This window comes from Streptomyces sp. NPDC055025 (assembly GCF_053608565.1).
In genome coordinates this window covers 11,642-33,940 of record NZ_JBSGVS010000021.1, presented here as the reverse complement: position 1 = coordinate 33,940, position 22,299 = coordinate 11,642, and the positions used below count along the sequence as shown (strand labels likewise).

Annotated in this window: 15 protein-coding genes; 2 read left to right on the top strand and 13 right to left on the bottom strand. The window is 71.7% G+C overall.

Annotation, left to right across the window (positions count from 1 at the left end; translation table 11 throughout):
- Positions 1–134 precede the first annotated feature (134 nt).
- From ACWGDX_RS15220 to ACWGDX_RS15210, 3 genes are all read right to left on the bottom strand, one after another.
- The gene (locus ACWGDX_RS15220; RefSeq protein ID WP_453625731.1) at positions 135–1,136 is read right to left on the bottom strand and encodes a DNA polymerase Y family protein; all 1,002 of its coding nucleotides are present in this window, start codon (positions 1,134–1,136) and stop codon (positions 135–137) included.
- Positions 1,133–4,588, bottom strand: coding sequence for a DNA polymerase III subunit alpha (locus ACWGDX_RS15215; protein WP_453625729.1), 3,456 nt, complete (start codon positions 4,586–4,588; stop codon positions 1,133–1,135). Before ACWGDX_RS15215 ends, ACWGDX_RS15220 begins: the two co-directional genes overlap by 4 nt.
- A 397-nt stretch (positions 4,589–4,985) precedes the next feature.
- Positions 4,986–6,068, bottom strand: a complete 1,083-nt coding sequence (locus ACWGDX_RS15210) for a S1 family peptidase (RefSeq protein ID WP_453625727.1) — start codon at positions 6,066–6,068, stop codon at positions 4,986–4,988.
- A gap of 391 nt (positions 6,069–6,459) precedes the next feature.
- Here ACWGDX_RS15210 and ACWGDX_RS15205 point away from each other — a divergent pair, with 391 nt between their 5' ends.
- Positions 6,460–7,326, top strand: a complete 867-nt coding sequence (locus ACWGDX_RS15205) for an alpha/beta fold hydrolase (protein WP_382848947.1) — start codon at positions 6,460–6,462, stop codon at positions 7,324–7,326.
- Positions 7,327–7,378: 52 nt separating this feature from the next.
- Here ACWGDX_RS15205 and fxsT read toward each other — a convergent pair whose 3' ends face one another.
- The 5 genes from fxsT to ACWGDX_RS15180 form a co-directional block, all read right to left on the bottom strand.
- Entirely contained in the window at positions 7,379–11,311 is a 3,933-nt protein-coding gene (fxsT, locus tag ACWGDX_RS15200) for an FxSxx-COOH system tetratricopeptide repeat protein (protein WP_453625725.1), read from the bottom strand.
- On the bottom strand, positions 11,295–12,650 hold the full coding sequence (fsxC, locus tag ACWGDX_RS15195) for an FxsC protein (protein WP_453625723.1): 1,356 nt from the start codon (positions 12,648–12,650) through the stop codon (positions 11,295–11,297). Before fsxC ends, fxsT begins: the two co-directional genes overlap by 17 nt.
- 89 nt (positions 12,651–12,739) lie before the next feature.
- Positions 12,740–13,501, bottom strand: a complete 762-nt coding sequence (locus ACWGDX_RS15190; protein WP_453625866.1) for an aminoglycoside N(3)-acetyltransferase — start codon at positions 13,499–13,501, stop codon at positions 12,740–12,742.
- Between the two features lie 43 nt (positions 13,502–13,544).
- On the bottom strand, positions 13,545–15,830 hold the full coding sequence (fxsBH, locus tag ACWGDX_RS15185) for a radical SAM/SPASM protein FxsBH, inactivated beta-hydroxylase extension form (protein WP_453625721.1): 2,286 nt from the start codon (positions 15,828–15,830) through the stop codon (positions 13,545–13,547).
- 9 nt (positions 15,831–15,839) lie between these two features.
- Positions 15,840–16,004, bottom strand: a complete 165-nt coding sequence (locus ACWGDX_RS15180) for an FXSXX-COOH protein (protein ID WP_106409647.1) — start codon at positions 16,002–16,004, stop codon at positions 15,840–15,842.
- 230 nt (positions 16,005–16,234) lie between these two features.
- Here ACWGDX_RS15180 and ACWGDX_RS15175 point away from each other — a divergent pair, with 230 nt between their 5' ends.
- Positions 16,235–17,161 (top strand): DUF4231 domain-containing protein, encoded by a 927-nt coding sequence (locus ACWGDX_RS15175; protein WP_453625719.1) that lies wholly within the window; start codon positions 16,235–16,237, stop codon positions 17,159–17,161.
- Positions 17,162–17,315: 154 nt separating this feature from the next.
- Here the strand turns inward: ACWGDX_RS15175 and ACWGDX_RS15170 are convergent, their stop codons facing one another.
- The 5 genes from ACWGDX_RS15170 to ACWGDX_RS15150 all read right to left on the bottom strand — a co-directional run bounded on the left by ACWGDX_RS15170 (position 17,316) and on the right by ACWGDX_RS15150 (position 22,297).
- The gene (locus ACWGDX_RS15170) at positions 17,316–17,795 is read right to left on the bottom strand and encodes a hypothetical protein (protein ID WP_363079331.1); all 480 of its coding nucleotides are present in this window, start codon (positions 17,793–17,795) and stop codon (positions 17,316–17,318) included.
- A 138-nt stretch (positions 17,796–17,933) separates the two neighbouring features.
- Positions 17,934–18,857: a S1 family peptidase gene (locus ACWGDX_RS15165; RefSeq protein WP_453625717.1), complete on the bottom strand. Its 924-nt coding sequence runs from the start codon at positions 18,855–18,857 to the stop codon at positions 17,934–17,936.
- Positions 18,858–19,053: 196 nt separating this feature from the next.
- A complete protein-coding gene (locus ACWGDX_RS15160) occupies positions 19,054–19,878 on the bottom strand; it encodes a DUF1684 domain-containing protein (RefSeq protein ID WP_453625864.1) in 825 nt (274 codons plus the stop codon).
- A gap of 29 nt (positions 19,879–19,907) precedes the next feature.
- Positions 19,908–21,227, bottom strand: a complete 1,320-nt coding sequence (locus ACWGDX_RS15155) for an NtaA/DmoA family FMN-dependent monooxygenase (protein WP_453625715.1) — start codon at positions 21,225–21,227, stop codon at positions 19,908–19,910.
- Positions 21,224–22,297 (bottom strand): LLM class flavin-dependent oxidoreductase, encoded by a 1,074-nt coding sequence (locus tag ACWGDX_RS15150; protein ID WP_453625713.1) that lies wholly within the window; start codon positions 22,295–22,297, stop codon positions 21,224–21,226. The genes ACWGDX_RS15155 and ACWGDX_RS15150 overlap by 4 nt, the downstream gene beginning before the upstream one ends.
- Positions 22,298–22,299 lie beyond the last annotated feature (2 nt).

Sequence of the window (22,299 nt, the reverse complement as noted above, 5' to 3'; positions counted from 1 at the left end):
CGGTAAAAATCCCGGGCACCATGACCACGAGCACGGGCCCGGCTTCACACCAGGCTGCACACCAAGCCTCACGCAGGCTTCGCACCAGGCCTCACGCAGGCCTCATGCCGGCTTCGCTCGGGCTTCACCCGGTTTCAGCGGCGGGCCCGGTGAGGTTCCGTCAGCAAGGCGGCGGGATGTACGGCCTCCGGTCCGAAGCGGCGGCGGGCCCGGTCCGCGGCGGCTTCGGCCGCGCGGGCGCGGTCGTCACCGGGATCCAGGGAGAGCTGGCGGTGAGCGGCGCCGGCCGGTGACAGGCCGTCGGCCCGGATCACGAAGGCGCGGACCCTCGCTCGCTGCAACCCGAGGGCGGTCAGCAGACCCAGGGCCGCCGTGGCGAGGGCGGGCGAGTGGTTGGTGGGTTCCGGCAACGGACAGGTGCGCGTGGTGGAGCCGCGGTCCGCGTACCGCACCGTCAGGGTGAGCCGACGGGCGGCCTGGCCTTCACCGCGCAGGCGTTGACCGATCTGGTCGGCGAGTCCCAGGACGGCCCGGTGGTGCCGGACCGGATCGAGGCAGTCCCGGTCGAGCACGAGATCGGCGGCCAGATGGGCCGCCGGTTCCAGCGGTGCGACCGGACGGGGATCGTGGCCGCGGGCGCGCTCGGCGAGCGATCTGGCCGGGCCGGCGCCGAGCAGGCGTTGCAGGGTCGCCGCGGGTGTGTCGGCGACCTGGCCGATGGTGTGCAGACCGTACTTACCGAGCACGGCCGCTGTCGTACGGCCGATCCCGGGCAGTGCGACGGCCGGCCGGGGGCGCAGCCAGTCGGCGGTCTGTCCGGCGGGGACCCATGTGGTGTGTCCCGGCGCGGACTCGCCGGCCGCCATGGCGGCCACCATGCGGTTGCCCGCGAGCCCCGCGCTGCTCTCGATGCCGTACAGGCCCATCAGCCGCAACTGCGCCCGCTGGACCAGGTCGTAGGGAGACAGGCCGAAGTATCTGAGCGCGGAGGTCAGGTCGAGCTGGACGGCGTCGGGCGGCACCGCCTGGACATGGGGGGTGAGACCGGTCAGGAGGTCGATCGCGTCCGCGTACCGTCCTTCGTCCGGTACGGCGTGCAGATACAGATGGGCGACATGCCGTCGGCGCGTGGTCATCCCGCGCTCCCGGGGCTGCGGTGGCCGAACTTCTTCAGGTCGGCGGAGCGGGTGCCGGCCGGCTGGAGGTCGGCGTACGGATGCAGCCGCGCGCCCGTCGTACCGTTGGCCAAGGTGCGCCCCGGCTGCGCGGGGGTCGGTTGCGGACGGTCGGCCCCGAGCAGGGCGAGAGCGGCTTCCGGACCGTGATCACGGCGGGCGGCGGCGATCCGGTCCAGATCCCAGGCCATGGTGCCGACGACCGTACGCCGGGTGCCGCGCACCTGTACGGTGCCGCGGACCAGCAGCAGCCCGCTGTGGAAGACGGTGTACGCGCAGGCGGGGTGGGAGTCCTCGAAGAACGCCAGGTCGACCAGGCCGGAGCCGTCCTCCAGGGTGACGAAGATGACGCGCTTGCCCGACGCGATCGGCGGTGTCTGGGTGGCCGAGCGCACCCCAGCGACCAGCACCTGCCGCCCCTCCCCCAGCCCCGCGAGGTGCGCCGCGTCGGTCGCGCCGATCTCGCGCAGCAGCCGGTGGTGGTAGTCCATGAGGTGCCGGGAGACATCGATCCCGAGGGTGTGCAGCTCCGCGCCGAGCACCTCCCGCCCGGTCATCTCCGGCAGCCCCGCCGGCTCCTCCGCGCCGATCGCCTCGGCGGTGAGCGGCAGTTGCCCCTCGCCGGCGTTCCGGGTACGGGACTGCCGGTGCAGCTCGTCGATCCGGAGCAGCAGATCCCGTCGGCTCGACCGCCCGTCGTGCAGCTCCCGCAGCGCCCCGATCCCGGCGAGCCGCTCGGCGGTCGGCCGGCTGGGTCTGGCCCGCTGCCAGAAGTCCGGCAGCGATCCGTACGGCTGCCCGGCGGCGATCCGCGCGCACTCCTCCTCGCTGATGCCGTGCACCGCCGACAGCGCGAGCCGTACCCCCCATCGCTCCCCGTCGGTCCGCTCCACGGTGTGCTCCGTCGTGGAGTGGTTGACGTCGACGGGCAGGAGCGGGACACCTCGACGGCGGGCGTCGGCGACGATGACGCGCTTGGGCCACATCCCGGGGTCGTGCTCAAGCAGGCCGGCCAACAGGAAGGCCGGGTGGTGCGCCTTGAGCCAGGCGCTCTGCAAGGCCGGTACGGCGAAGGCGACCGCGTGCGCCCGGCAGAAGCCGTAGGCGCCGAAGGCCTCGACCGTCTTCCAGACCCGCTCGCGTACCGCCGCGCCGTAGCCGCGCGCGCGTGCCTCCCGGTGGAACCAGTCCTCGATCCCGGGCAGCCGGTCCTTGTCACCGAGCGCCCGCCGGGCGATCTCGGCCAGCGCGTGGTCGCAGCCGGTCAGTACCGACAGCGTCTCGATGACCTGCTCGTGCCAGATGGTCACGCCGTAGGTGTCGGCGAGCACCGGTTCGAGGTCGGGGTGGGCGTAGTCCGGGGTACCGCCATGACGTGCGGCGATGTACCGCTCAGGCATTCCCCCGGCGACCGGGCCGGGACGGAAGAGACTGATGTCGGCGATGACGTCCTGCGGGTCGCGGGGCCGCAGCCGCGACAGAAGATCCTGCTGGCCGGGCGATTCGAGCTGGAACAGCCCTATGGTCCGGCTCTCCTGGATGATCTTGAAGGCGAAGACATCGTCGAGCGGCACCTGCCGCGGGTCGTCCAGATCGATACGGTCGCCGGTCACCCGCTCGATCTCCTTGACGGCGTGGGCCATCGCGGACTGCATCCGTACGCCCAGGACGTCCAGTTTGATGTTGCCCAGGGCCTCGACCTCCTCCTTGGCGGCCATCGCCATCGGGTAGTCGCCCTGGGGCGTGGGCTGCACCGGCAGCCGGTCCAGGAGCGTCGCGTCGCTGATGATCACTCCGCAGGGATGCATGGCCATGCCGTGGACGAGCGAGTCGAGGCCCTCGGCGAGCTCCCACAGCGGCCCGTACCGATCCGCCTCGGCCGCCAGTGACCGCAGCTCGGGAAGTTCGGCGAGCGCACCGGTGATGTCCGATGCCCGCAGATGCGGGAAGCTCTTGGCGATCCGGTCGATGTCCGCCGGTGCGATCCCCAGCGCGAGACCGGTGTCGCGCAGGGCCCGGCGGGCCCGGTAGGTCTCGGGCATGGCGATGACCGCCACCCGCTCGGCACCGAACCGGGCGAGGATCGCGTCGTAGCACTCCAGTCTCCTGGCGGACTCCACATCGATGTCGATGTCCGGAAGCTGCCTCCGTCGCACGCTCAGAAAGCGTTCGAACAGCAAGCGGTGGTCGAGGGGGTTGGCCGTGGCGATGCCCAGCGCGTGGCAGACCATCGACCCCGCGCCCGAACCGCGGGCCGCGACCCGGATGCCCATCTCCCGGATGTCGCTCACGACCTGGCCGACCGCGAGGAAGTACGGGTCGTAGTTCAGCCGGGAGATCACGGCGAGCTCTTCGTCCAGCCGGGCGAGTGCGGCGGGGTCGCGGTCCAGGCCCCGCCGGACCAGGCCGGCCTCGCACCGCCGGCGCAGCAGCCGTGCCGAGCCGTCCGCGCCGGGCCCGGCGCCGAGCACCACCGGTTCCGGGAAGTGCGGCGTGCCCAGGCCGAGGTCCGCCGCGGGATCGACGGCGCACGCGGCCGCCGTGGCGGCGGTGTCCGCCAGCAGCCGGTCCGCCCGCCGGGCATCCGCTCCGGCGCATTCCGCGATCTGCCGCGCGATGCCGGCCATCGCCTCCTCGTCCTTGAGCCAGCGCTCCCCGCTGTCCAGAGCGCGCCGGTCGACGGGCCGCAGCAGCCGCGCGGCGTCCAGGACGTCGGCGAGCCGGTGCTGGTCGGGGTCGGCGTAGCGGACGGCGTTGGAGAGCACGGCGGTGGTACGGGTACGGTCGGCCAGCGCCAGGGTCCTGGCGGCCAGCCGCAGCGACCCCGGCCCGGTGCCGGACCGCCCGTGTCCGACGGCCTCCAGCCGGACCCCGCTCCCGAAGATCTCCCGCCATGGCGCCAGCAGCCTCACCGCGATCTCCTCCCGGCCCGCCGCCAGCGCCCGCACCGGCTCGGAGAGCGGTCCGAGCAGCACGATCAGACCGGCGCCGCCGTACTCGCGCAGCGCCTGCCAGGGCACCACCACGGGTGCCGCGCCGGACGCGGTACCGGCGTGCGCGGCCGAGGTGATGCGGCACAGCCGTGCCCATCCGGCCCGGTCCCGCGCGAGCAGCGTGAACCGCAGAGGCGGCTCGACGACATGGGCGCCGCCGCGCGCCGGGGTGCGGCGCCGCCGCGCCGGGGGAGGCGGCACAAGGGCCTCCACCGCCAGATCGACCCCGAAGACGGGCCGGACCCCGGTCTCCGCGCAGGCCCGTGCGAACCGCACGGCACCCGTGACGGTGTCCCGGTCGGTGAGCGCGAGCGCCGGCATGCCCCGCTCGGCCGCCCGTCGAACGAGTTGTTCGGGATGGGCGGCGCCGTAGCGGGCGGAGTAACCGGACGCGACGTGCAGATGGGCGTAGCCCGCCATGCCGCACCTCCATCACTCCACCCTATTTCAGCCATTTGCCCTATACATCCCTAGCACAATAGTTCGATTACTCTAACCCCGTCGTCCCCGGTCAACGACCCGGCCGCACGCGTGACCGCCCCGTAGGACCGCCACCGCGCCACTCGGACGGACGGCCGGAAACAGCCGCCTCCGCCACTCCCGCGCCCGGACAGTGGAGTTGGGACGACCGCTCCCCCGAGGGGGCCGCATCCGCCCGGCGCGAGACATTCGTCACCCCTGGACATACACCCCGGACGCACATATAAGCCCCGAACGGGTCTCCGCGCGCACAGCGGAAGGACGGGTCTCCGCGCACAGCGAAAAGGGCCCGGACCACTCGTGGTGGTCCGGGCCCTTCCGGTGGGCGCGCGGGGTGTCAGCCGATCTGCGCGCCGAATACGGCGAGCGCCTCCGTCACCGGCTGGAAGAACGTCACGCCGCCCGAGGAGCAGTCGCCGCTGCCGCCCGAGGTCAGTCCGAGCGCGGTGCCGCCCGCGAAGAGCGAGCCGCCGCTGTCGCCCGGCTCCGCGCAGACCGAGGTCTGGATCAGACCGTTGACGATGTCACCGCCGCCGTAGTTCACCGTGGCGTCGAGCCCGGTGACCTGTCCCTCGTGCACCTGTGTGGTGGAACCGCTGCGGGTCACCTGCTGGCCGACCGTCGCGTCGCCCGCCTGGCTGATCGGCCGGCTGGAGCCGTCGTAGAGATTGACCTCGCTCGGGTGCGCGACCTCGGCGGTGTACCTGACCAGGCCGTAGTCGTTGTCCGGGAAGCTGGACCCCTCGTTCGTCCCGATCACGGTGCCCTGCGCGTCGGACCAGGTCTGGATGGCCTCCGTGCAGTGTCCGGCCGTCAGGAAGTACGGCGCGCCGTCCTTGACCACGTTGAAGCCGAGCGAGCAGCGCCCGCCGCCGCCCGTGATGGCGTCGCCGCCGGCGACGAAGGGCTTGAACTCCCCCGCCGTCCTGCTGAGTCCGGCCGTGCCGCCGAGCCCTTCCACCACACCGCTGAGCTTGTCCCACGCCTCGCCCGTGACCGTACGGTCGGCCGTGACGACCACCTTGTTGGTCACCGGGTCGACCGCCCAGGACGTACCGGGGAAGGCCGCCCGGTCCGCGAGGGTCTGCCGGGCGCTCTTCAGTTCGGCCAGGGAGTTCTGGACCAGTCTGGCCCTGCCGCCGGCCTGGCGTACGGTCTCGGCCGCCCGCTCGTCGACGACATTCATCACCAGGGCCCCGGACCCGGCGTCGTAGTAGGAACCGGCGGCGGCGCCGCCCAGGTCCTCGCCGAGAGCGGAGGCGAGATTTCCGGCCGCCGTGGCCGTCAGTGTCTTGACGCTGAACCGCGGTGTCTCCTCACTGGCGTTCGCAGTCCGGAAGGTGAATCCCGCGACGGCCAGCGCGATCACGGCACCGCCCGCCATCGTGGCCCGTTTCCTCGATATGCGCCGATGATTCAAGGTCGACCTCCTGTGGGGGGCCGCGCCAGATCATGTGGGGTGACCTGGCACAGAGGATGAGGCGCCCACTATTCCGAGACCGACCGACCGCACACAAGGCCGACTTCAGGACGGGCGCACCACAAGTCGCCCGGGTGGCGGGCCTGTCGGACGGCCGAGGTCGGAGAGTGTCCGTTCCGTTCGCGAACACTCGGTGCGACTGCCGTGTCATCGGTGGGTGAGGACTAGTCCTGTCCTGAATCCGCCCTCACAGGAGCGCGGATCGGCCTTATGCAATCGGCTCCGGCCCGGGACAATCAACATGAACCGGGCTCCTGTACAGCTCTTGTACGGAGGGCACAGCTCTGTGCCGAGGTCATGGCCGAGGCGCATATGACAAAGGGGGCAGGAGTTGCGACGTCGGCTGCGCGCGGCGGACGGACGGCATCTGATGGTGGAGCGTCTGGGGGATCCGCGCGGCAGACCGGTCTTCCTGCTGCACGGCACACCGGGCAGCAGGCTGGGGCCCGCACCACGCGGCATGGTGCTGTATCAGCGGGGGATGCAGCTCATCGCCTACGACCGCCCGGGATACGGGGGTTCCGACCGGCTGGAGGGGCGCAGTGTCGCCGATGTGGCCCAGGACGTGGCGACGATCGCCGACGCCCTCGGGCTCGAACGGTTCGCCGTCGTGGGCCGCTCCGGGGGCGCTCCGCACGCCCTGGCCTGCGCCGCGCTGATGCCCGACCGGGTGACCCGTACCGCGGCGCTGGTCACACTCGCGCCGCGGGACGCGGCCGGGCTCGACTGGTTCGAGGGTATGGCCGCCTCCAACGTCCTGGAGTACACCACCGCGTCCAGGAACCCGGACGGCGTGGCCGCGCGGCTCATCCCGCGCGCGGACGCGATCAGGAAGGACCCGGCGCGGCTGCTGGACGATCTGCGCAGAGAGCTGACGGACTCCGACCGCATGGTGGTCTCCGACGCCGGGGTCAGAACGATGCTGCTGCGCAACTACCAGGAAGGGCTGCGGGGTTCGGCGTACGGCTGGATCGACGACGCCCTCGCCTTCTGCGGCCCCTGGGGTTTCGATCCCGCCGGGATCAAGGGACCGGTGCTGCTGTGGCACGGCGAGAAGGACGTCTTCTCACCGGTCGGCCACTCCCGCTGGCTCGCGGAGCGCATCCCGGGCGCGACGGTCGTACTGGAACCGGCCGCCGCGCACTTCGACGCCCTGCACGCCCTCCCCCGGATCCTCACCTGGCTGCTCCAGGACTGAACCCGGGGGCCGATCGTCCGGCCGCGGCCGGGCGGCCGGCCCCCGGCCGGGGTCACACCGCCAGCGGCTCCAGATCCCGGTACACCCTCCGGTCGTCCCGCGCGAACCGGGTCAGCGCGTGCTCCTCGCCCAGCAGCCGCACCAGTTCCTCGACCGTCTCCGCGCGCAGCAGCGCCGCCTCGTCCTTGCGCCCCAGCGCCCCCAGCGTCACACACATGTTGGAGGCGACGGCGAGCGTCTCGGGATGGTGCGAGCCCAGTGCCACCCGCAGCCCCGCGACGGCCCCGCGCTCGGTGACCAGCGCCTCGTCCAGCTCGCCCAGATCCGCCTTGGCGTTGGCGAGACCGACCGTGCAGAACAGCGTGTGCGGATGGTCGTCCCCCAACACCTCCCGCATGGTCCGCAGCGCGCCCTGGAAAAGCTGCTCCGCCAGTTCGGGAGCGCCGCAACCCCACTGGTAGACACCAAGGTTGTTGATCGCGGCGAGGGTGTACGGATGCCGCTCGCCCGGCACCCGGAGGTACTGGTCGACGACCTCCTGCGCCAGATCCCGGGCCGCCACCGGCTCCCCGGCGGCGAAGTGGTCGGCGGCCAGATTGAGATCGCAGGCGAGCGAGTCCGGGTTGGGCTCGCCACCGTACTTGGCGCGGTAGCGGTTGCGGGTGGCCGTGGTCAGCCGGCGCGCGTCCTCCAGCCGGCCGGCCCTGCGCAGCGACACGGCGAGGCTCTTGGCCGCGGCCAGGGTGCCGGGAAAGGCCCGCCCGAGCTGCTCCTTGTAGAGGGCGTACGTCCGGGTGAGCAGCGCGACCGAGTCCTCGTACCGGCCGATCTCCCGCAGATCGCGCGCCAGGCTGGTGGCGGAGGAGAGGGTGTACGGATGGTCCGGGCCGAGCACCTCGGTCCGCCGGTCGAAGACGTCCTGGTCCATCTCGCGCGCCTGCGCGTACCGCCCCACCATCCGCAGATTCAGCGCCCGGTTGTTGGCGGCGGCGAGCGTCCTCGGATGGGACTCGTGGAAGATCCCGCTGAACCCCTCGTGCGCCTCCTTCGCCAGAGCCAGCGCCTTCGCGTACTCACCGAGGGTGCCGAGGTCCATGGCCAGTCCGCTGGTGGTCATATACGTATGCGGATGGGTCGGCCCCAGCACCCTGCGCTGCCGGGTGAGGGTCTCCTCGTCCAGTTCGCGCGCCTCCACATAACGGCCCTGCGAGCGGAAGATGTTGGAGAGGTGGAAGCGCAGATACAGATACTGCGGATCGTCGCTGCCGAGCGTCTCGCGCCAGGTCGCGCGCAGTTCGTCGGCGAGCGCGAAGGCGGCCAGCAGATCGCCGCGCTTCCACAGATAGCGCACCCGGTCGATCATCAGCCGCCGGGTCTCGGGCCGCCGGCACAGACTCGCCTCGGAGGTGGCCAGATGGGGCCAGATCGTGGCGAACCGCTCCCAGGTGGCGGGGTTGTCGATCGGCTCGTCGCCGTCGGGCCTGGCGCCCGCGAGGATCCGGTGCACGGCGTCCCTGGCGTCCCGCTGCTCCTCCTCGCTCAGCTGCGCCCTGATGATCGCCTGGACCAGCCGGTGCACCTGGATGCTGTTGCCGACCTGGTCCACCTTGGCCAGCGCGAACCGGCCGATCTCCCGGATGACCCGGCCGAGGACCAGCGTCTCCTGGAGCGAGACGTCGTACGGCTTGAGCGCCTCGATCATCTCCTTGCTGTAGAGGAGGTTCGCGGAGATCGGTTCCGGGGCGAAGAAGGCACAGAGCTGGAGCAGCCGTACCGCCGCGGGTGAGCGGTCCTTGAGCCGCTCGATGGAGATGTTCCAGGTCGCGGCGACCGGTTCCGGATATCCCACGGGCTGGTTGAGCGCCAGCACGCTGGGGGCCTGCTGCGCGAGCTGGTCCAGATACTCGGCGACGGGTGTCGCGGTCTCCGCGATCCAGGCCGCGGCCTGCTCGACGGCGAGCGGCAGATCACCGACCGCGGTGGCCACCTTGTCGGCGTCCTCGGTGGAGAGTCCGGGCGCGCGGCGCTGGAGGTGTTCGATGGACTCCTCGCGCAGGAAGACATCGACGGGCAGCGCGTCGCCGTACTGCGACCAGCTCTGGTTGCGTGAGGTGACCAGGACGTGCCCGGGGCCGCCCGGCGGGAAGAACCGCTGGATCTGCTCGGGGTCGTCGGCGTTGTCGAAGACCAGCAGCCAGCGCGAGGAGGGCACCCCGCGCCGCAGCAGATCGACGGCCTCCCGCGAGGCGGCCGCCATGTCCTCGCCGCCCTGCGCCCCGAGCCGTACGGCCAGTTCGGCCAGTCCGGCCACCACATCGGCGGTCTGCTCGGACGAGATCCACCAGACCAGGTCGTAGTCGGCCATGAAGCGGTGCACATACTCCAGCGCCACCTGGGTCTTGCCGATCCCGCCGAGCCCGTAGAGGGTCTGCGGCTGCGGCAGCACCACGGCCATTCCGCCGCCGAGCTGGTCGCGCATCCGCTCCAGGACGAGGGAGCGCCCGGTGAATCCGGCGTTGCGGGCCGGCGCGTTCCAGATCTTGGGCACGGTGCCGGGGAAGCGGGGGCCGGGCGAGACCGCGTCGGTGAGCTGTACGGGCCGCTCCAGCGCGCGCAGCAGCGCCGTGGTGGCGTGCACCTCGTCCAGCCGGAAGAGGTCCACCGGGTTGCGGTCGATGTACGGGGTGGTGAGCCGGACGTCGCCGACCCGCAGCGGTACGATCCGGCGCCGGGCCCCGCCCGGGTCCTCGGACGCCGCGCGTGCCCATACCTCCACGGCCCGCGAGGACTTGAGATAGGCGCTGGAGAGCAGGACGACCGTACGGCTGGCGTTGTCGGCGGCCGGGTTCCCGAGGGCGGCCGGGCCCGCCGAGACATCGCGGGGGACGACCCGGAAGCCGGCCCGGGTGAGCACGGATTCGATCCAGTCGGCCCACATCCGGTTCTCCGCCACATAGCTGAGGAAGAGATCGGCGGGCAGGGTGGGCCTGCGCCGGGTGAAGGCGTCCCTGATCCGCAGTCTGGTCTCCTCGCCGACCGCGGGCATCGAGGTGATGGCACCCTCGGTGACATAGGTGGTCAGCCGCTCGAACGCGGAGAGCAGGGAGTTGCTGAGACCGGCCTCGTCACCGAAGGTCGCGAGGGTCTCCTCGTACGCGTAGTAGGGGCGGTACGGAATCTCCACCGCGCCCCAGTAGGCGGTGAGTTCCTCCCCGGTGAGCCCGCCGGGGAAGCGGTCGAACTTCAGCCGGGCCAGCGCGCGCCCCGCGTCCGCCTTCTCCTTCTCGCCCTCGTCGATCCGCATCGGTACGGGGAAGATCCGGATACCGCGGCCGCCGTAGCGCTCGTCGATCTGGCGGGCCACCGCGGCGGCTCCGTCGATGGACTGGTCGCTGAGCGTGAAGCAGTCGACCAGCACATCGGGCAGATGGACGGTGCAGATGTCGGCGATGTCGCTCAGACCGGTCCTGCTGTCGATCAGGACATAGTCGTAGTGGGCCTTCATGTCGTCGCGCAGGGCGTCGAAGAAGTGGCCGCCGCCGAGCCGGTCGTAGAAGTTGTCCCAGTCGAAGGTGGAGACGGTCGCGGAGTACTCGCGGTTCTGCTTGCCCGCGGAGACGAAGTCGAGTGTGCCGCCGGCCGGGAACTCCCAGCCGAGATGCTCCGGGGTCAGGGAGACGGCGTGCGGCTGGATACGCGCGTAGTCGCGGTGCCAGTCGTCGGGGCGCTCCACCGGGCTGGTGGCCGCCCAGGCGTACTCGGTGATCAGATCGATGACGCCGGTGGTGGCGCCCAGGGTGGAGGGGTCGAGGAAGGGGTGGAAGAACCGGTGCAGACCGGGTGCCTCCAGGTCCCAGTCGACGGCCAGGACCCGCTGCCCGTTGGCGGCGAGGATCCAGGCCGTGTTGGCCAGGGCCATGGTGCGGCCCGTGCCTCCCTTGTACGAGTAGAAGGTGACGATGCGTCCGTCACGACGTTCTGTCATCCGTGTCCTCCGCATCGGGCGCCAGGTCGTGCGTCTCGGGGATGTAGTGCGTCGTCGCGTACTCGGCGGCCATCGGGCCGCGCAGCCGCGGCCGTTCGGTGTGGCTGCCGCCCGCGGGCGGATAGACCGCCGCGTGTCTCAGATACTGCTGGGCCGCCGACTCGACCACCTGCGGCAGTATCTGGCCGAACGCCTCCATGCTGGGGACGCCCTTGGCGGCGGCCCGGCAGGCGGCCCGGCCCTGGCCCATCTTTCTCGGCATGGTCTGCTCCAACCGCTCGGCCAGTTCGGCCTCCTCGGCCCTGCTCTGCCGGTCGTCGCGGTTCCACGGGACGACGACGCTCACCCAGGGCCGGTGCTCGGCGTCGAACGCGGCGAGCCGCTCGCGCTGTTCCTCGTCGCGCAGGGCCCACCGGTCGACCAGCAGGATCTCCGGCCGGGTGGGCGACTGCTTGCCCTCCTGCGGTACGGACACCTCGTCGAAGGAGAGGATGTCCGCCTGGTAGTTGAGGGACCGCACCAGATCCCGGGTGACATAGGCCAGCGGCCGTACCGAGTCCGGGTGGTACGGATTCCAGTCCTGGGCCATTCCGCCGTAGTAGTGCGAGGCCCGGCCCGCCGGGAGGTCGTGGCGGGTGGGCGCGGCCACGGTGACCTGCATCGGGCGCGGTCCGCCGCTCGTGCCGAAGGCGCTGGGAGCGTTGCGGTAGTCGACCGGCCGCCCCGGGCCGACGGCGGCGGTGTCGGCGACACTGACAATGCGTTTGGCGAGTTCGTAGACGGCCCGTTCGTACTCCTCGGCGAATATCCGGAGTTTGATCAGACCGTAGAGCCCGTCGGTGACATAGCGGTCCCCGAAGTCCCGGTGATTGAACTGCAACCGCTCGGCGGGGCCCGGCAGTTGCCGGGGCGGCACCGGCACCCAGAGGGCCGGCACGATCGCCTCCGCGACGCGATTGCTCTTGGCCTGTTCATAGATGACCCGCTGGGCGAAGGCGAACCACTCCTTGCCGCACATCTCGCTGGCGAAGTAGCGCGGTGAGAAGAGCGGTACGAACACCCGGCAGGTCGCCAGCACTTCGGCCAGCCGTTCCGACCAGCCTTCGCCGGAGCGCATCTCCCGGTCGATGAAACCGGCCTGCGCCCCGGCCGGCAGATCCGTCATGGCCATCACATGGGCGCTCAGATCGCGGAAGAGCCGCTCCACCCACATGTCCGGATCCGGACCCCCCGCACCGTCCCTCGGCGTGTGCGCGTAACTGAGAAAGAAGTACGGCCGATGGTCAGCCGCCCGCTGGTGCGATGACGCTTGCACACGACCCCCGTCCTGTGTGAGCACTCACCCCCATGAAATCCCTGAAAGTCACGGGGATGAGCGAACCAATCATTCCGGAACCGAGCCCCTTCCTCCCCGTACCGTTCGGTCAATCAAGGCCGCTTTTCAGTCATCCACGACTCCGCGTGGGCGACGGCGTCCTTGATCGAGAACGACCTCGCGGTTGTCCCGCCGAGCTGTCCCTTCCGTTCCAGATCCCAGGGGAATGACGCCCCGATCGCCTCGAAATCACTGTCGTCGAGGTTCACGTCCTCATATTCCACCCACCGCGCGCTGTTGTCCGGCCCTTTCACCACACAGTGATAGGAGCGCAGAGGAGCGCCGATACGGTATTCGGCGAGATGGAATGCCGAACAGGCGGCGAAACCCACATTCACCATCAGCACACGCGCGTCCGCCGCGACGAGGGCGCCGAGCGGTGAGTCCTCCCCGAGATGGCTCTGGAGCGGATGGCCGGCCAGCAGTTCCGCCGCCCGCCGCCCGATCGCGGCGAAGGAGGTCTGCGGATGCGTGCTCCTGACGGCCCCGGGAGCGGTACGCACGGACTCCGCCAGCCGCCCCATCGCGGCGCAGGGCGTGGTCAGCGGGTCGAAGGCCGGCATCGTGGCCCGGAAGGCCGCCGCCTGCCTGCGGGTCAGCCCCTGGATCCGGGCGAAGTGGGCATGCGAGGTGTCGGAGTTCTCCTCGGTGAAGGCCGGCACGACCAGGGTGCCGTCGGGGCCCAGCGCCGTCAGCAGGGCCGTACGGAGGGTGTCGGCGTCCAGCCCGGTGTCGTGCAGGGACGCGTGGACGAGCAGGGTCGTACCGTCCGTGACTCCCAGCGCGGCCAGTTCCCCGGCCAGTTCCCCGGCCAGTTCGTCAGCCGGTTCCCCGGCCTGCGCGTCGGTCGTTGTCGTCTCAGCCACGGTCGGCCTCTTCCCGGAGTGTGGTCAGCAGGCTCTTCCCGCTGACGGTGAGTTCGGCCGCGTCCTCCAGCGTGTCCAGCGCGCGGCGTGCCTGGTCCCGGTACCGGGGGTCGTACGCGGCGAGCCCCACCCGTTCGTACGCGCCCGCCAGCAGCGCCGACAGCGGGACCGGCTCCTCCTGCCAGGGGGCCGGCCTGTGCCACTCGCCGTCCAGCGCGTAGAGATCCGTGACCTCGGTCAGCGCCCGCAGCCTGGCCCCGCGCGCGGCGCGCAGCAGCACGGGCGCCAGTTCCCCGGCGCCGCCGTGTACGGGGACCCCCAGCGCGCCGTAGCCGCAGCCGTTGCCATAGCCATGACCGGCGGCCGAGGGCCCGGCGGAGAGCGGCGAGCGCCCGGCGGAGAGCAGCGGGGTCAGTGTGGAGAGCGTCGCCCCGGCCTCGGCGGCCTGCTCCGGCACCCGCTCCCCGAGCAGCCCCCAGGCCGCCGCCAGCCGGTCGCTCCAGTCGGCCGCCTCGTCGGGGCCGAGCCCCGGATGGACCGGGACGCCGAAGCGGTCGCGGTACGGGTCGAGATCGTCGAGCGCGAGATCGGGCGCCCCGTCCCGGTCGAGCCGGCGCACCGGACGCCAGTACGGGGTGGCCTCGTCCAGGCGTACGACAAGCGGTTCCGCCGTGCCGGTCCGCACCACGAAGCCCCGCTCCGCCGCGCGCACCTCGGCCTCTCCGCGCTCGCCGGGACCGGCCGGCCGCAGAGTGCCCAGGGTGGGCAGATGGAGCCCGCCGCCGCCGTGCCCGTAGCCGATCCGTACGGGCAGGTCCAGGCCGCCCCGGACGACCGCGGCGGCCACATACGCCGGGAACCGGAGCGCGGTGGCGAGCGCGCCGGGCCGCTCCGCGCGCAGGGCGGCCACGGAATCGATCAGCCAGGCGCGGGTGTAGGGATGGGCGAGCACCTCGTCGAGGCCGTCGGAGTACCGCTCGACCGTGGCCGCCAGCTCCCAGGCCTCCTGCCAGATGTCACCGCCCCGGCCGTCGAGCTCGGCGTGCAGTCCGGCCAGCAGCGAGCGGGTCAGCTCCTGCTGGGTGTCGAGCAGTTCACCGGTGTCGGCGACGGCGGGCGGGACGAGCGAGGCGGCCGTACGGGACTCGATCCCGCGGATCAGCGCCTCCAGATCGGCGCAGTAGACCGAGGTGTTGCCGAAGCCTCCCGGGTCCCCCGCGCCGGTGTCCGCGGCGGCCGGTCCCGAGCGGTAGCGGTGCGTGTAGAGACCGCCGCCGCAGGAGCGTACGACCGGGCATCGCCGACAGGTCTCGCTGACGCCCGCGAGCCCGAGCTGCCGGGTCCGTACCCCGGGGTGCGCGGCGACCTCGTCGAAGGAGTGCGCGAAGACGTCGGAGCCGGTGGCCGCGGCGCCGTCGTAGGCGCTCTTGAGGGAGTCGACCTGCTCCAGTGTGCCGTCGGTCTCCACGACCACCAGATCGGTGGGGGCGAGTCCCAGCGACTCGGTGAGGCTGGGACCGCCGCTCAGGGTGGAGAGCACCGACTCGAAGAGCCGTACGGGCATCGGCCGGCCCCCGGCGTCCCAGCGGTCGAAGACGGTGAGCAGCCAGTCGGCATAGGCGGTGGGCGAACCGTCAGGGCGCGGCGGCGGTTCGTCCCAGGTGGCGTGCGGCAGCAGGAAGTCGATCCGCGGCGGGTCGAGCGCGGCCAGCGCGTCGTACACCGCGACCGGGTCGTTGGCCACGTCGATGGTGCACAGCAGCCCGAGATCGAGCGGGCGGTAGCGTTCCTGCCGCAGCAGGCCGACGGCCCGCAGGACCTGCGGATGGCTGCTGCGGCCGTCCGCGAAGCGGCGGTGGCGGTCGTTGGCCGCCTTGTCGCCGTCCAGGGAGATACCCACCCGGACGCCGAACTCCAGGAAGAGATCGAGATAGCGGGGGCTGAGCTGGAGCCCGTTGGTGTGGATCCGCAGATCGAGTCCGGCCACTCCGTCGAGGGCCCTGGTCAGTTCCTCGCAGACGCGGCGCAGCCGCTCCGGCCCCGCCAGCAGAGGCTCCCCTCCGTGCAGGATCACTGACACGGAGGGCAGGGCATGGGCCTTGGCATGCTCTGCCAGTCGCAGAGCCGTCCATGAGATCGCCTCGTCAGAGATCGCCTTGGGGCGGGTGCGCCAGCTCTGGTCGGCGTGTTCGTAGATATAGCAGTGGTCACACGCAAGATCACACCTGCTGTGGACCTTCAACACGATCTCGCGAAATGGGACCAGGGGTCCTGTCATTACGCCAGTCTAGAGGGCGGAATTGAAGCTCGAAACGCGCGCGGTGCGGTCGGTGGGCATGGGCAGTACACGTCCGAGCTTCTTGGCGACACCGGCGTCGCGTACGTCGATCTCCGCGAGGGGAGTCCTGTTCTTCTTCGCAGTGGCGAAGGTGACAGAGGTCTGATAGGTCACGACGGCCGTCCTTGGTGATGTTGTCCGAAGAGGAGACACCGCACCGTTGCAGTGTCAGCGGCTCGACTTTACTCTCATGAACTCGTGCGGCAACTCGGCACTCACGGCCGAGACGAAAGCGTTGCGAGGAATTCACGAGGCGGATCGGAACACACCGTTCCGTCTATCGGGTGACAACAAAACAGCAGACGGGGGCGCGCATGGCCGAGTTACGCGGACCACTGCACAGCATGGTCTTCCGAAACGCTGATCTGCCGGTTCTCTTCCATCACGCGGACGCCATCGCCATCGCGCGCCAGCGCCAGGCCGTCCAGGCGACCCGCCTCCAGCTCCTGCTGCTCGTCCTGGGCGCGGCGCTGGCGGTACTCCCCTGGGGCGGGAAGCTGGGGGGCTCGTTCCAACTCATCGGCGCACTCAGCGCGTTGGCGTACGCCGGAGTGCTTCTGCTCACCTTCCGCTCCGCCGGCACACGAGCAAAGTCGCATTGGCAACTCAACCGTTCCGCGGCCGAGTTCATCAAGTCGCTGTCGTGGCGGTACGCCGTGCACGGAGCGCCCTTCGACTCCGGTGCCACCGACGCGGCGGGACTGTTCACCACCCGGATGGAGGCGGGGCTCAACGAGCTGAAGAAGGTCGGCTGGGAGGATCCGCGTGACAGCTCGGGCGGTGCCCGGAGTGTCACGGGAGTGGTGGGACCGGTCGGGGATCTGGTCACGGGGCCCATGCGGCTGCTGCGCGAGAAGCCGTTCAGTGTGCGCAAGGAGACCTATGTCAGGGACCGGCTGATCGAACAGCGCAACTGGTACCACCGCAGAAGGGTGATCTCACGCCGTGCCACCACGCTCTGGTCGGTCACCATCGCCCTGCTGACCCTGCTGGCACTCGTCCTGGCCACGCTGCGGACCTTCTCGGTCACCGAATCACCGTCCGTACTGGGGCTGTTGTCGGCGTCGGCCGCCGCCTGTCTGGCGTGGAGCGAGGTACGGCGCCATCAGCCCCTCATCTCCGCGCACTCGCTGGTCGAGGAGGATCTGGCGGCGATGCACACGGCGATGGAGACGATGGTGACCGAGGAGCAGTGGGCGAACGCGGTGTACGAGACAGAGCGCATCGTCTCGCCGCAGCACACCGACTGGCTGGTACGGCACCGGAGTTGAGCCGGGGCGGCGGCGCACGGCCGGTGATGTCCGTTGTGACCGGCCGCTGTCCACGGCGACTGTCCACCGCCGCCGTACCCGGCCGTTGTGACCGGCCGCCCTGACCGCCGCTGTCCGAGCCTGCCCAAGCCATGTGCGGCTGTGCGCGGCTTCCTCAGGCGCGCTCGACGCCCTCGCACCAGATCACCGTCACGGGCTTTCCGCGCTCGCGGGCATAGCGCACGATGTCTCCCGTACCGCCCAGACCGCGGGCCGGGAGGCCGTCCCAGACCGCCAGCAGACGGTCGCAGTGGTCCGCGATATAGGTGCCCGCCGCGTAGTAGGCCTCGTCGGTGGAGTGCGGAAAGGCCATCCGCACCTCCAGCGTGGCCCGGTCCTTGAGCCGCCGGTAGCCGGCGAGTTCCGCCGGGTCCTCGAAGCCGTCCTCGTAGTCACCGCTGGGGATGACGGCGGTGAGCCGGGCGCCGCGGTCCAGGGCGAGGACCGCGAAGAGCTGGTCCGCGCCCGCGGCCAGACTCGACAGTGCCTCCAACGAGCCCTGGTGGCCGTGGAGTACGGACTGGATGGCGGCCCTGATGTGCGCGTAGGCCTCGGCCGGGATGTTTCTGTGACCGGTCACTCCGATACGTTTCACTGCTCCACAGCCCCCGTCCACCCTGTGGCCGACCACCCCGACAGTGTCTCAGAACCGCGCAAGACCGAACCCCCGCCCGGTGGACCGGACAGGGGTTCGACGGTGGTGACCGACGGCGTGCGGGGGGCGTGCGGGGCGTCAGTAGACGCTGACGCCGTAAGCGCTGAGCGCCGGAATGACCGGCTGGAAGTACGAGGTGCCGGAGCCGCCCGCGCAGCTTCCGCTGCCGCCCGAGAGGATCCCGATGGCGAGGGTGCCCGAGTAGAGCGCGCCCCCGCTGTCGCCCGGCTGGGTGCAGATATTGGTACGGATCAGTCCGTTGACGACCTGGCCACCGCCGTAGTTGACCGTGTTGTTGAGACTGACCACCACGCCGGAGCGGACACCGGAGACGGCGCCCCGGAAGGTGACGGGCATCCCGACCGTGGCGCTGGCCGCGCCGGTGATGTCGGCGGTGCCGACGGTACCGGGCACGGGGACCGCGGGATTGGTGTACCGCACGAGGCCGAAGTCACGGCTGGGGAAGGTGGTTCCGGCCGTGGCGCCGACGACCGTGGATCCCGAGGGGTCCGCGTACCAGGTCGAGGCGCCGCTGGTGCAGTGTCCCGCCGTCAGGAAGTAGAACGCGCCGCCTCCGGTGACATTGAACCCGACCGAGCAGCGCGCGCCCCCGGCGTAGACGGCGTCACCGCCGGAGAGCTGGGGGGAGAGCCGCCCGGCCGTACGCTCGAAGCGCAGCGCGCCCGCGCGGGGACCGGCGGCCCGCTCGATCGCGGCGATCCCCGCCGCGGAGACGGTGCTGTCCGCGGTGACGACGACCGTGCCGGCGCCGCGGTCGGCGCGCCAGGCGGTGCCCGCCACCCCGGCGCCCTGGACCGCGTCCCCGAGGGCGGCGAGCCCGCTCCCGGCGGACACGCCCGCGGTCCCCGCTGCGGTAGCGCCCGTGACGGCGTTGGCGGCGGGGACCGCGAGTGCCACGGCGGCGGCGAGTCCCGTGGCGACGGCGAGCAACCTGGTACGTCTGGTGGTGCCGGCGCGGCGGATGGTGCGCTTGATCCTCACTTGGCGTTCCTCCCGGGGGGAATCGAGGGCCCTCCGTGGGGTACGGGCCCGTGAGGCGCGGCCGGGGGCGGCCATCCGTCCGGGACGGAACGGGCGCCCCCCGCCGGCGCTGCTCGGGAGTATCGAGTGACCCGGCTCCCGGCACAAGGGCGGCTTTTGGCCGCGCCCCGGCAGCCGCCCCCGGCGCCTCGCCCGGTCAGCCGGCGAGGGTGCGTTCGCCCGCCGGGACCGCGATCGGCAGGGTGTTGCCGGGCGGCGGGAACGGGCAGATGAAGTGGTCCGCGAAGGCGCACGGCGGCAGCAGGGCGCGATTGAAGTCGACGGTCACCGTCCCGTCCGCGGCCGGAGCGGCCGGGCGCAGGAAGCGGAAACGGAAGCTGCCCTTCCCGCTGGTGGTGTCGGCGAAGACCGCCCAGAGCGAGCCGTCCGGCTCCACCGCGACCTGGAGGGTGTGTTCCGTACCGCCGACGGTGAAGGCGATCTCACCGCCCAGGCCGAGACCCCGCTCCCGGCCGTCGGCGTTCTCGACCAGGACGGTCCGGCTCTCGTCGTACGGGCGGAACCGGCCCCGCAGCTCCCACTCCGTGTCGTACGCGGTGGCCTCGATCCCCTGGAACGCGCGCCGCGCGGGGGATCCCGGATCGACGTCGCGCACCGCCCAGAGTCCCTCGCGGCGCAGCACCATGAGCCTGCGCTCCCCGGCCGCGATCCGGGACGCGTCGAACGGACCGCTGTCGGCGGCCAGCCGGATCTCCCCGGTGAGCGGCCCGCCGTCGGCGGTGAGTCCGTCCCCCTCCGCCGCGGTCAGCACCACACGGTCACCGTCGGCGTCCTCGCGCCAGAGCCCGGGAACTCCCGGCAGCCGTCCCCCGGGATGATCGGCGAGCCAGTGGGTGCCGACGAGCGAGAGCGGTCCGTACACCGCCGCGACCGTGGCGGTCCGGTGCTCGTGCCAGCTCCGCCACTGTCCGGTGGCGTCGTCCGTCCCCCTGTCCGCGTCCTCGCCCGCGCCCGTACTCACGGTCGTGTTCGTCTCCGTCGTCATAGCGTTCAGCCTTTCTGTGCCGGATCGGGAAGTCCCAGATGAGAACGCAGGGTTTCGCCCTCGTACTCCGTGCGGAAGGCCCCGCGCTCCTGGAGGAGCGGTACGACCCGTTCCACGAAGTCGTCGAGACCGCCGGGCGTGAGATGCGGAATGAGGATGAACCCGTCCGCCGCGTCCCTCTGGACGAAGGTGTCGAGCGCCCCGGCGACGGTCTCCGGGGTCCCGATGAAGGACTGCCGCGCGGTGGTCTCGATGACGGTCTGACGGATGGACAGGCCCTTGGCCTCCGACAGCGCACGCCACTTGGCCGCGACGGCGAGCGGGTCCGCGACCCTGACCCGGCCCTGGACGAGTCCCGAGTCCGGGTCCGGGTCGGTCCGGGGCAGCGGGCCGTCCGGGTCGTACGCCGAGAGGTCCCGTCCCCAGACCCGCTCCAGCGCGAGGATCGCGTTCTGCGGGGAGATCTGCTGTCCGCGGATCTCGGCGGCCCGCTCCTGCGCCTCCGCGTCGCTGTCCCCGAGGACGAAGGTGACCCCGGGCATGATCTTGAGATCGCCCGGCCTCCTGCCGTACCTCGCCAGCCTGGCCTTGATGTCGGTGTGGAAGGCGCGGCCCTCCTCCAGCGTGCCGTGGCGGCTGAAGACCACATCGGCGGCGGAGGCGGCGAACTCACGGCCCTCGTCCGAGTCGCCCGCCTGGATCACCACGGGATGGCCCTGCGGGGAGCGCGGGACGGTGAACTCCCCCTCGATCCCGAACTGCGGTCCCGAGTGGGCGAAGGGCCGGGACGTGCCGTACGGGGAGCCGGGCGCGGCGGGTGTCCAGGAGTCCCACAGCTCACGGGCGGTCGCGACGAACTCGGCGGCCCTGGTGTAACGGTCGGCGCGGTCGAGATAGCCGCCGCGCCGGAAGTTCTCCCCGGTGAAGGCGTCGGACGAGGTCACCACGTTCCAGGCGGCCCGTCCCGCGCTGAGATGGTCGAGGGTGGCGAGTCTGCGGGCCAGTTCGTACGGCTCGTTGAAGGTGGCGTTGACGGTGGCGGCCAGCCCGAGCCGGTCGGTGACGGCGGCCAGCGCGCTCAGCACGGTGAGGGACTCGGGACGGCCGACCACGTCCAGATCGTGGATCAGACCGTTGTGTTCGCGCAGCCGCAGCCCTTCGGCGAGGAAGAAGAAGTCGAACTTGCCGCGCTCCGCGGTACGGGCGAGCTTCTCGAAGGAGGAGAAGTCGATCTGGGACCCGGAGCGCGGGTCGGTCCAGACGGTGGTGCTGTTGACCCCCGGGAAGTGGGCGGCGAGATGGATCGGCTTGCGGTCGGCGGTCATCGGACTCCCCCGGCGGTCGTGTACTGGTTGGCCGGGCGGGCGAGGCCGAGGTGTTCGCGGAGGGTGCCGCCCGGATGGAAGGTACGGAAGCGGCTGCGGTGCTGGAGCAGCGCCACGGTGCCGTTGACCAGCCGTTCGAGATCCCGGCGCGGTTCGGCGGGCGTGAGGTGGAAGCCGTCCACGGCACCGGCGCCGTGCCATCCGGTGATGAGTTCGGCGAGGCCCCCGGGACCGCCCCGGTAGTGCGGTCGCGCCGCGCGCGCCGTGGTGCGCGGCCCGCTCGCCGGGCCCGGGTCCAACGGGCGCTCGCCGTCGCCGAGATGGACGGTGAGCGCGGCCAGCACCCGCAGGGCGTCCGGGTCACGGCCGTGGGCGGCGGCGCGCGTCCGGAGCCGTTCGCGCAGTGCCGCCGCCTCCTCGGGACGGCCGGCCCGCACCAGCACCACATCGGCGTGGCGCGCCGCGGTCTCCCCGCTGTGGCCGGCGGTCCCGTCGATCACGGTGACCGGGTGGCCCTGTGGCGGTCTCGGCACGGTGGACGGGCCGCGGACACGGAACCCGGTCCCCTCGAAGTCGGCGTAGTGCAGCTTGTCGCGGTCGATGAAGCGCCCTGTCGACATGTCACGTATCTCGGCGCCGTCCTCCCAGCTGTCCCAGAGCCGGGCGCTCACCTCGGCCACCTCACCGGCCTCGCGCCACAGGGCGGCGGCGGGGGCGGCCCGGCGGCGTCCGAAGAGCCGGGCCTGCGCCGGGGTGTCCGACACATCGACCAGCCAGCCGGCCCGGCCCCGGCTGACCCAGTCCAGGGTCGCCAGGGCCGTGGAGACATGGAACGGCTCGGTGTGGGTGGTGGTGACGGTCGGCACCAGACCGACGCGCTCGGTGGTGGGGGCGACCCGGGAGAGTACGGCGAGCGCGTCGAGGCCGGGGCGGGCGAAGGAGTCCTGGAGGGTCACGAAGTCGAGGGCGCCGTGCTCCGCGAGCTGGGCGAGTTCGACGTACCACGCGGCATCGAAGTGCGGCGGACCGCCGATCTCGGCGGCGAGATGCAGGGGTCGGGTGGCGGACATGA

Excerpts from the sequence above, each read along its gene's own strand:
- ACWGDX_RS15220 (WP_453625731.1), bottom strand. The coding sequence starts at position 1,136 with ATGACCACGCGCCGACGGCATGTCGCCCATCTGTATCTGCACGCCGTA.
- fxsBH (WP_453625721.1), bottom strand. The coding sequence starts at position 15,830 with ATGACAGGACCCCTGGTCCCATTTCGCGAGATCGTGTTGAAGGTCCAC.
- ACWGDX_RS15150 (WP_453625713.1), bottom strand. The coding sequence starts at position 22,297 with ATGTCCGCCACCCGACCCCTGCATCTCGCCGCCGAGATCGGCGGTCCG.
- ACWGDX_RS15215 (WP_453625729.1), bottom strand. The coding sequence starts at position 4,588 with ATGGCGGGCTACGCCCATCTGCACGTCGCGTCCGGTTACTCCGCCCGC.
- ACWGDX_RS15175 (WP_453625719.1), top strand. The coding sequence starts at position 16,235 with ATGGTCTTCCGAAACGCTGATCTGCCGGTTCTCTTCCATCACGCGGAC.
- fxsT (WP_453625725.1), bottom strand. The coding sequence starts at position 11,311 with ATGACAGAACGTCGTGACGGACGCATCGTCACCTTCTACTCGTACAAG.
- ACWGDX_RS15155 (WP_453625715.1), bottom strand. The coding sequence starts at position 21,227 with ATGACCGCCGACCGCAAGCCGATCCATCTCGCCGCCCACTTCCCGGGG.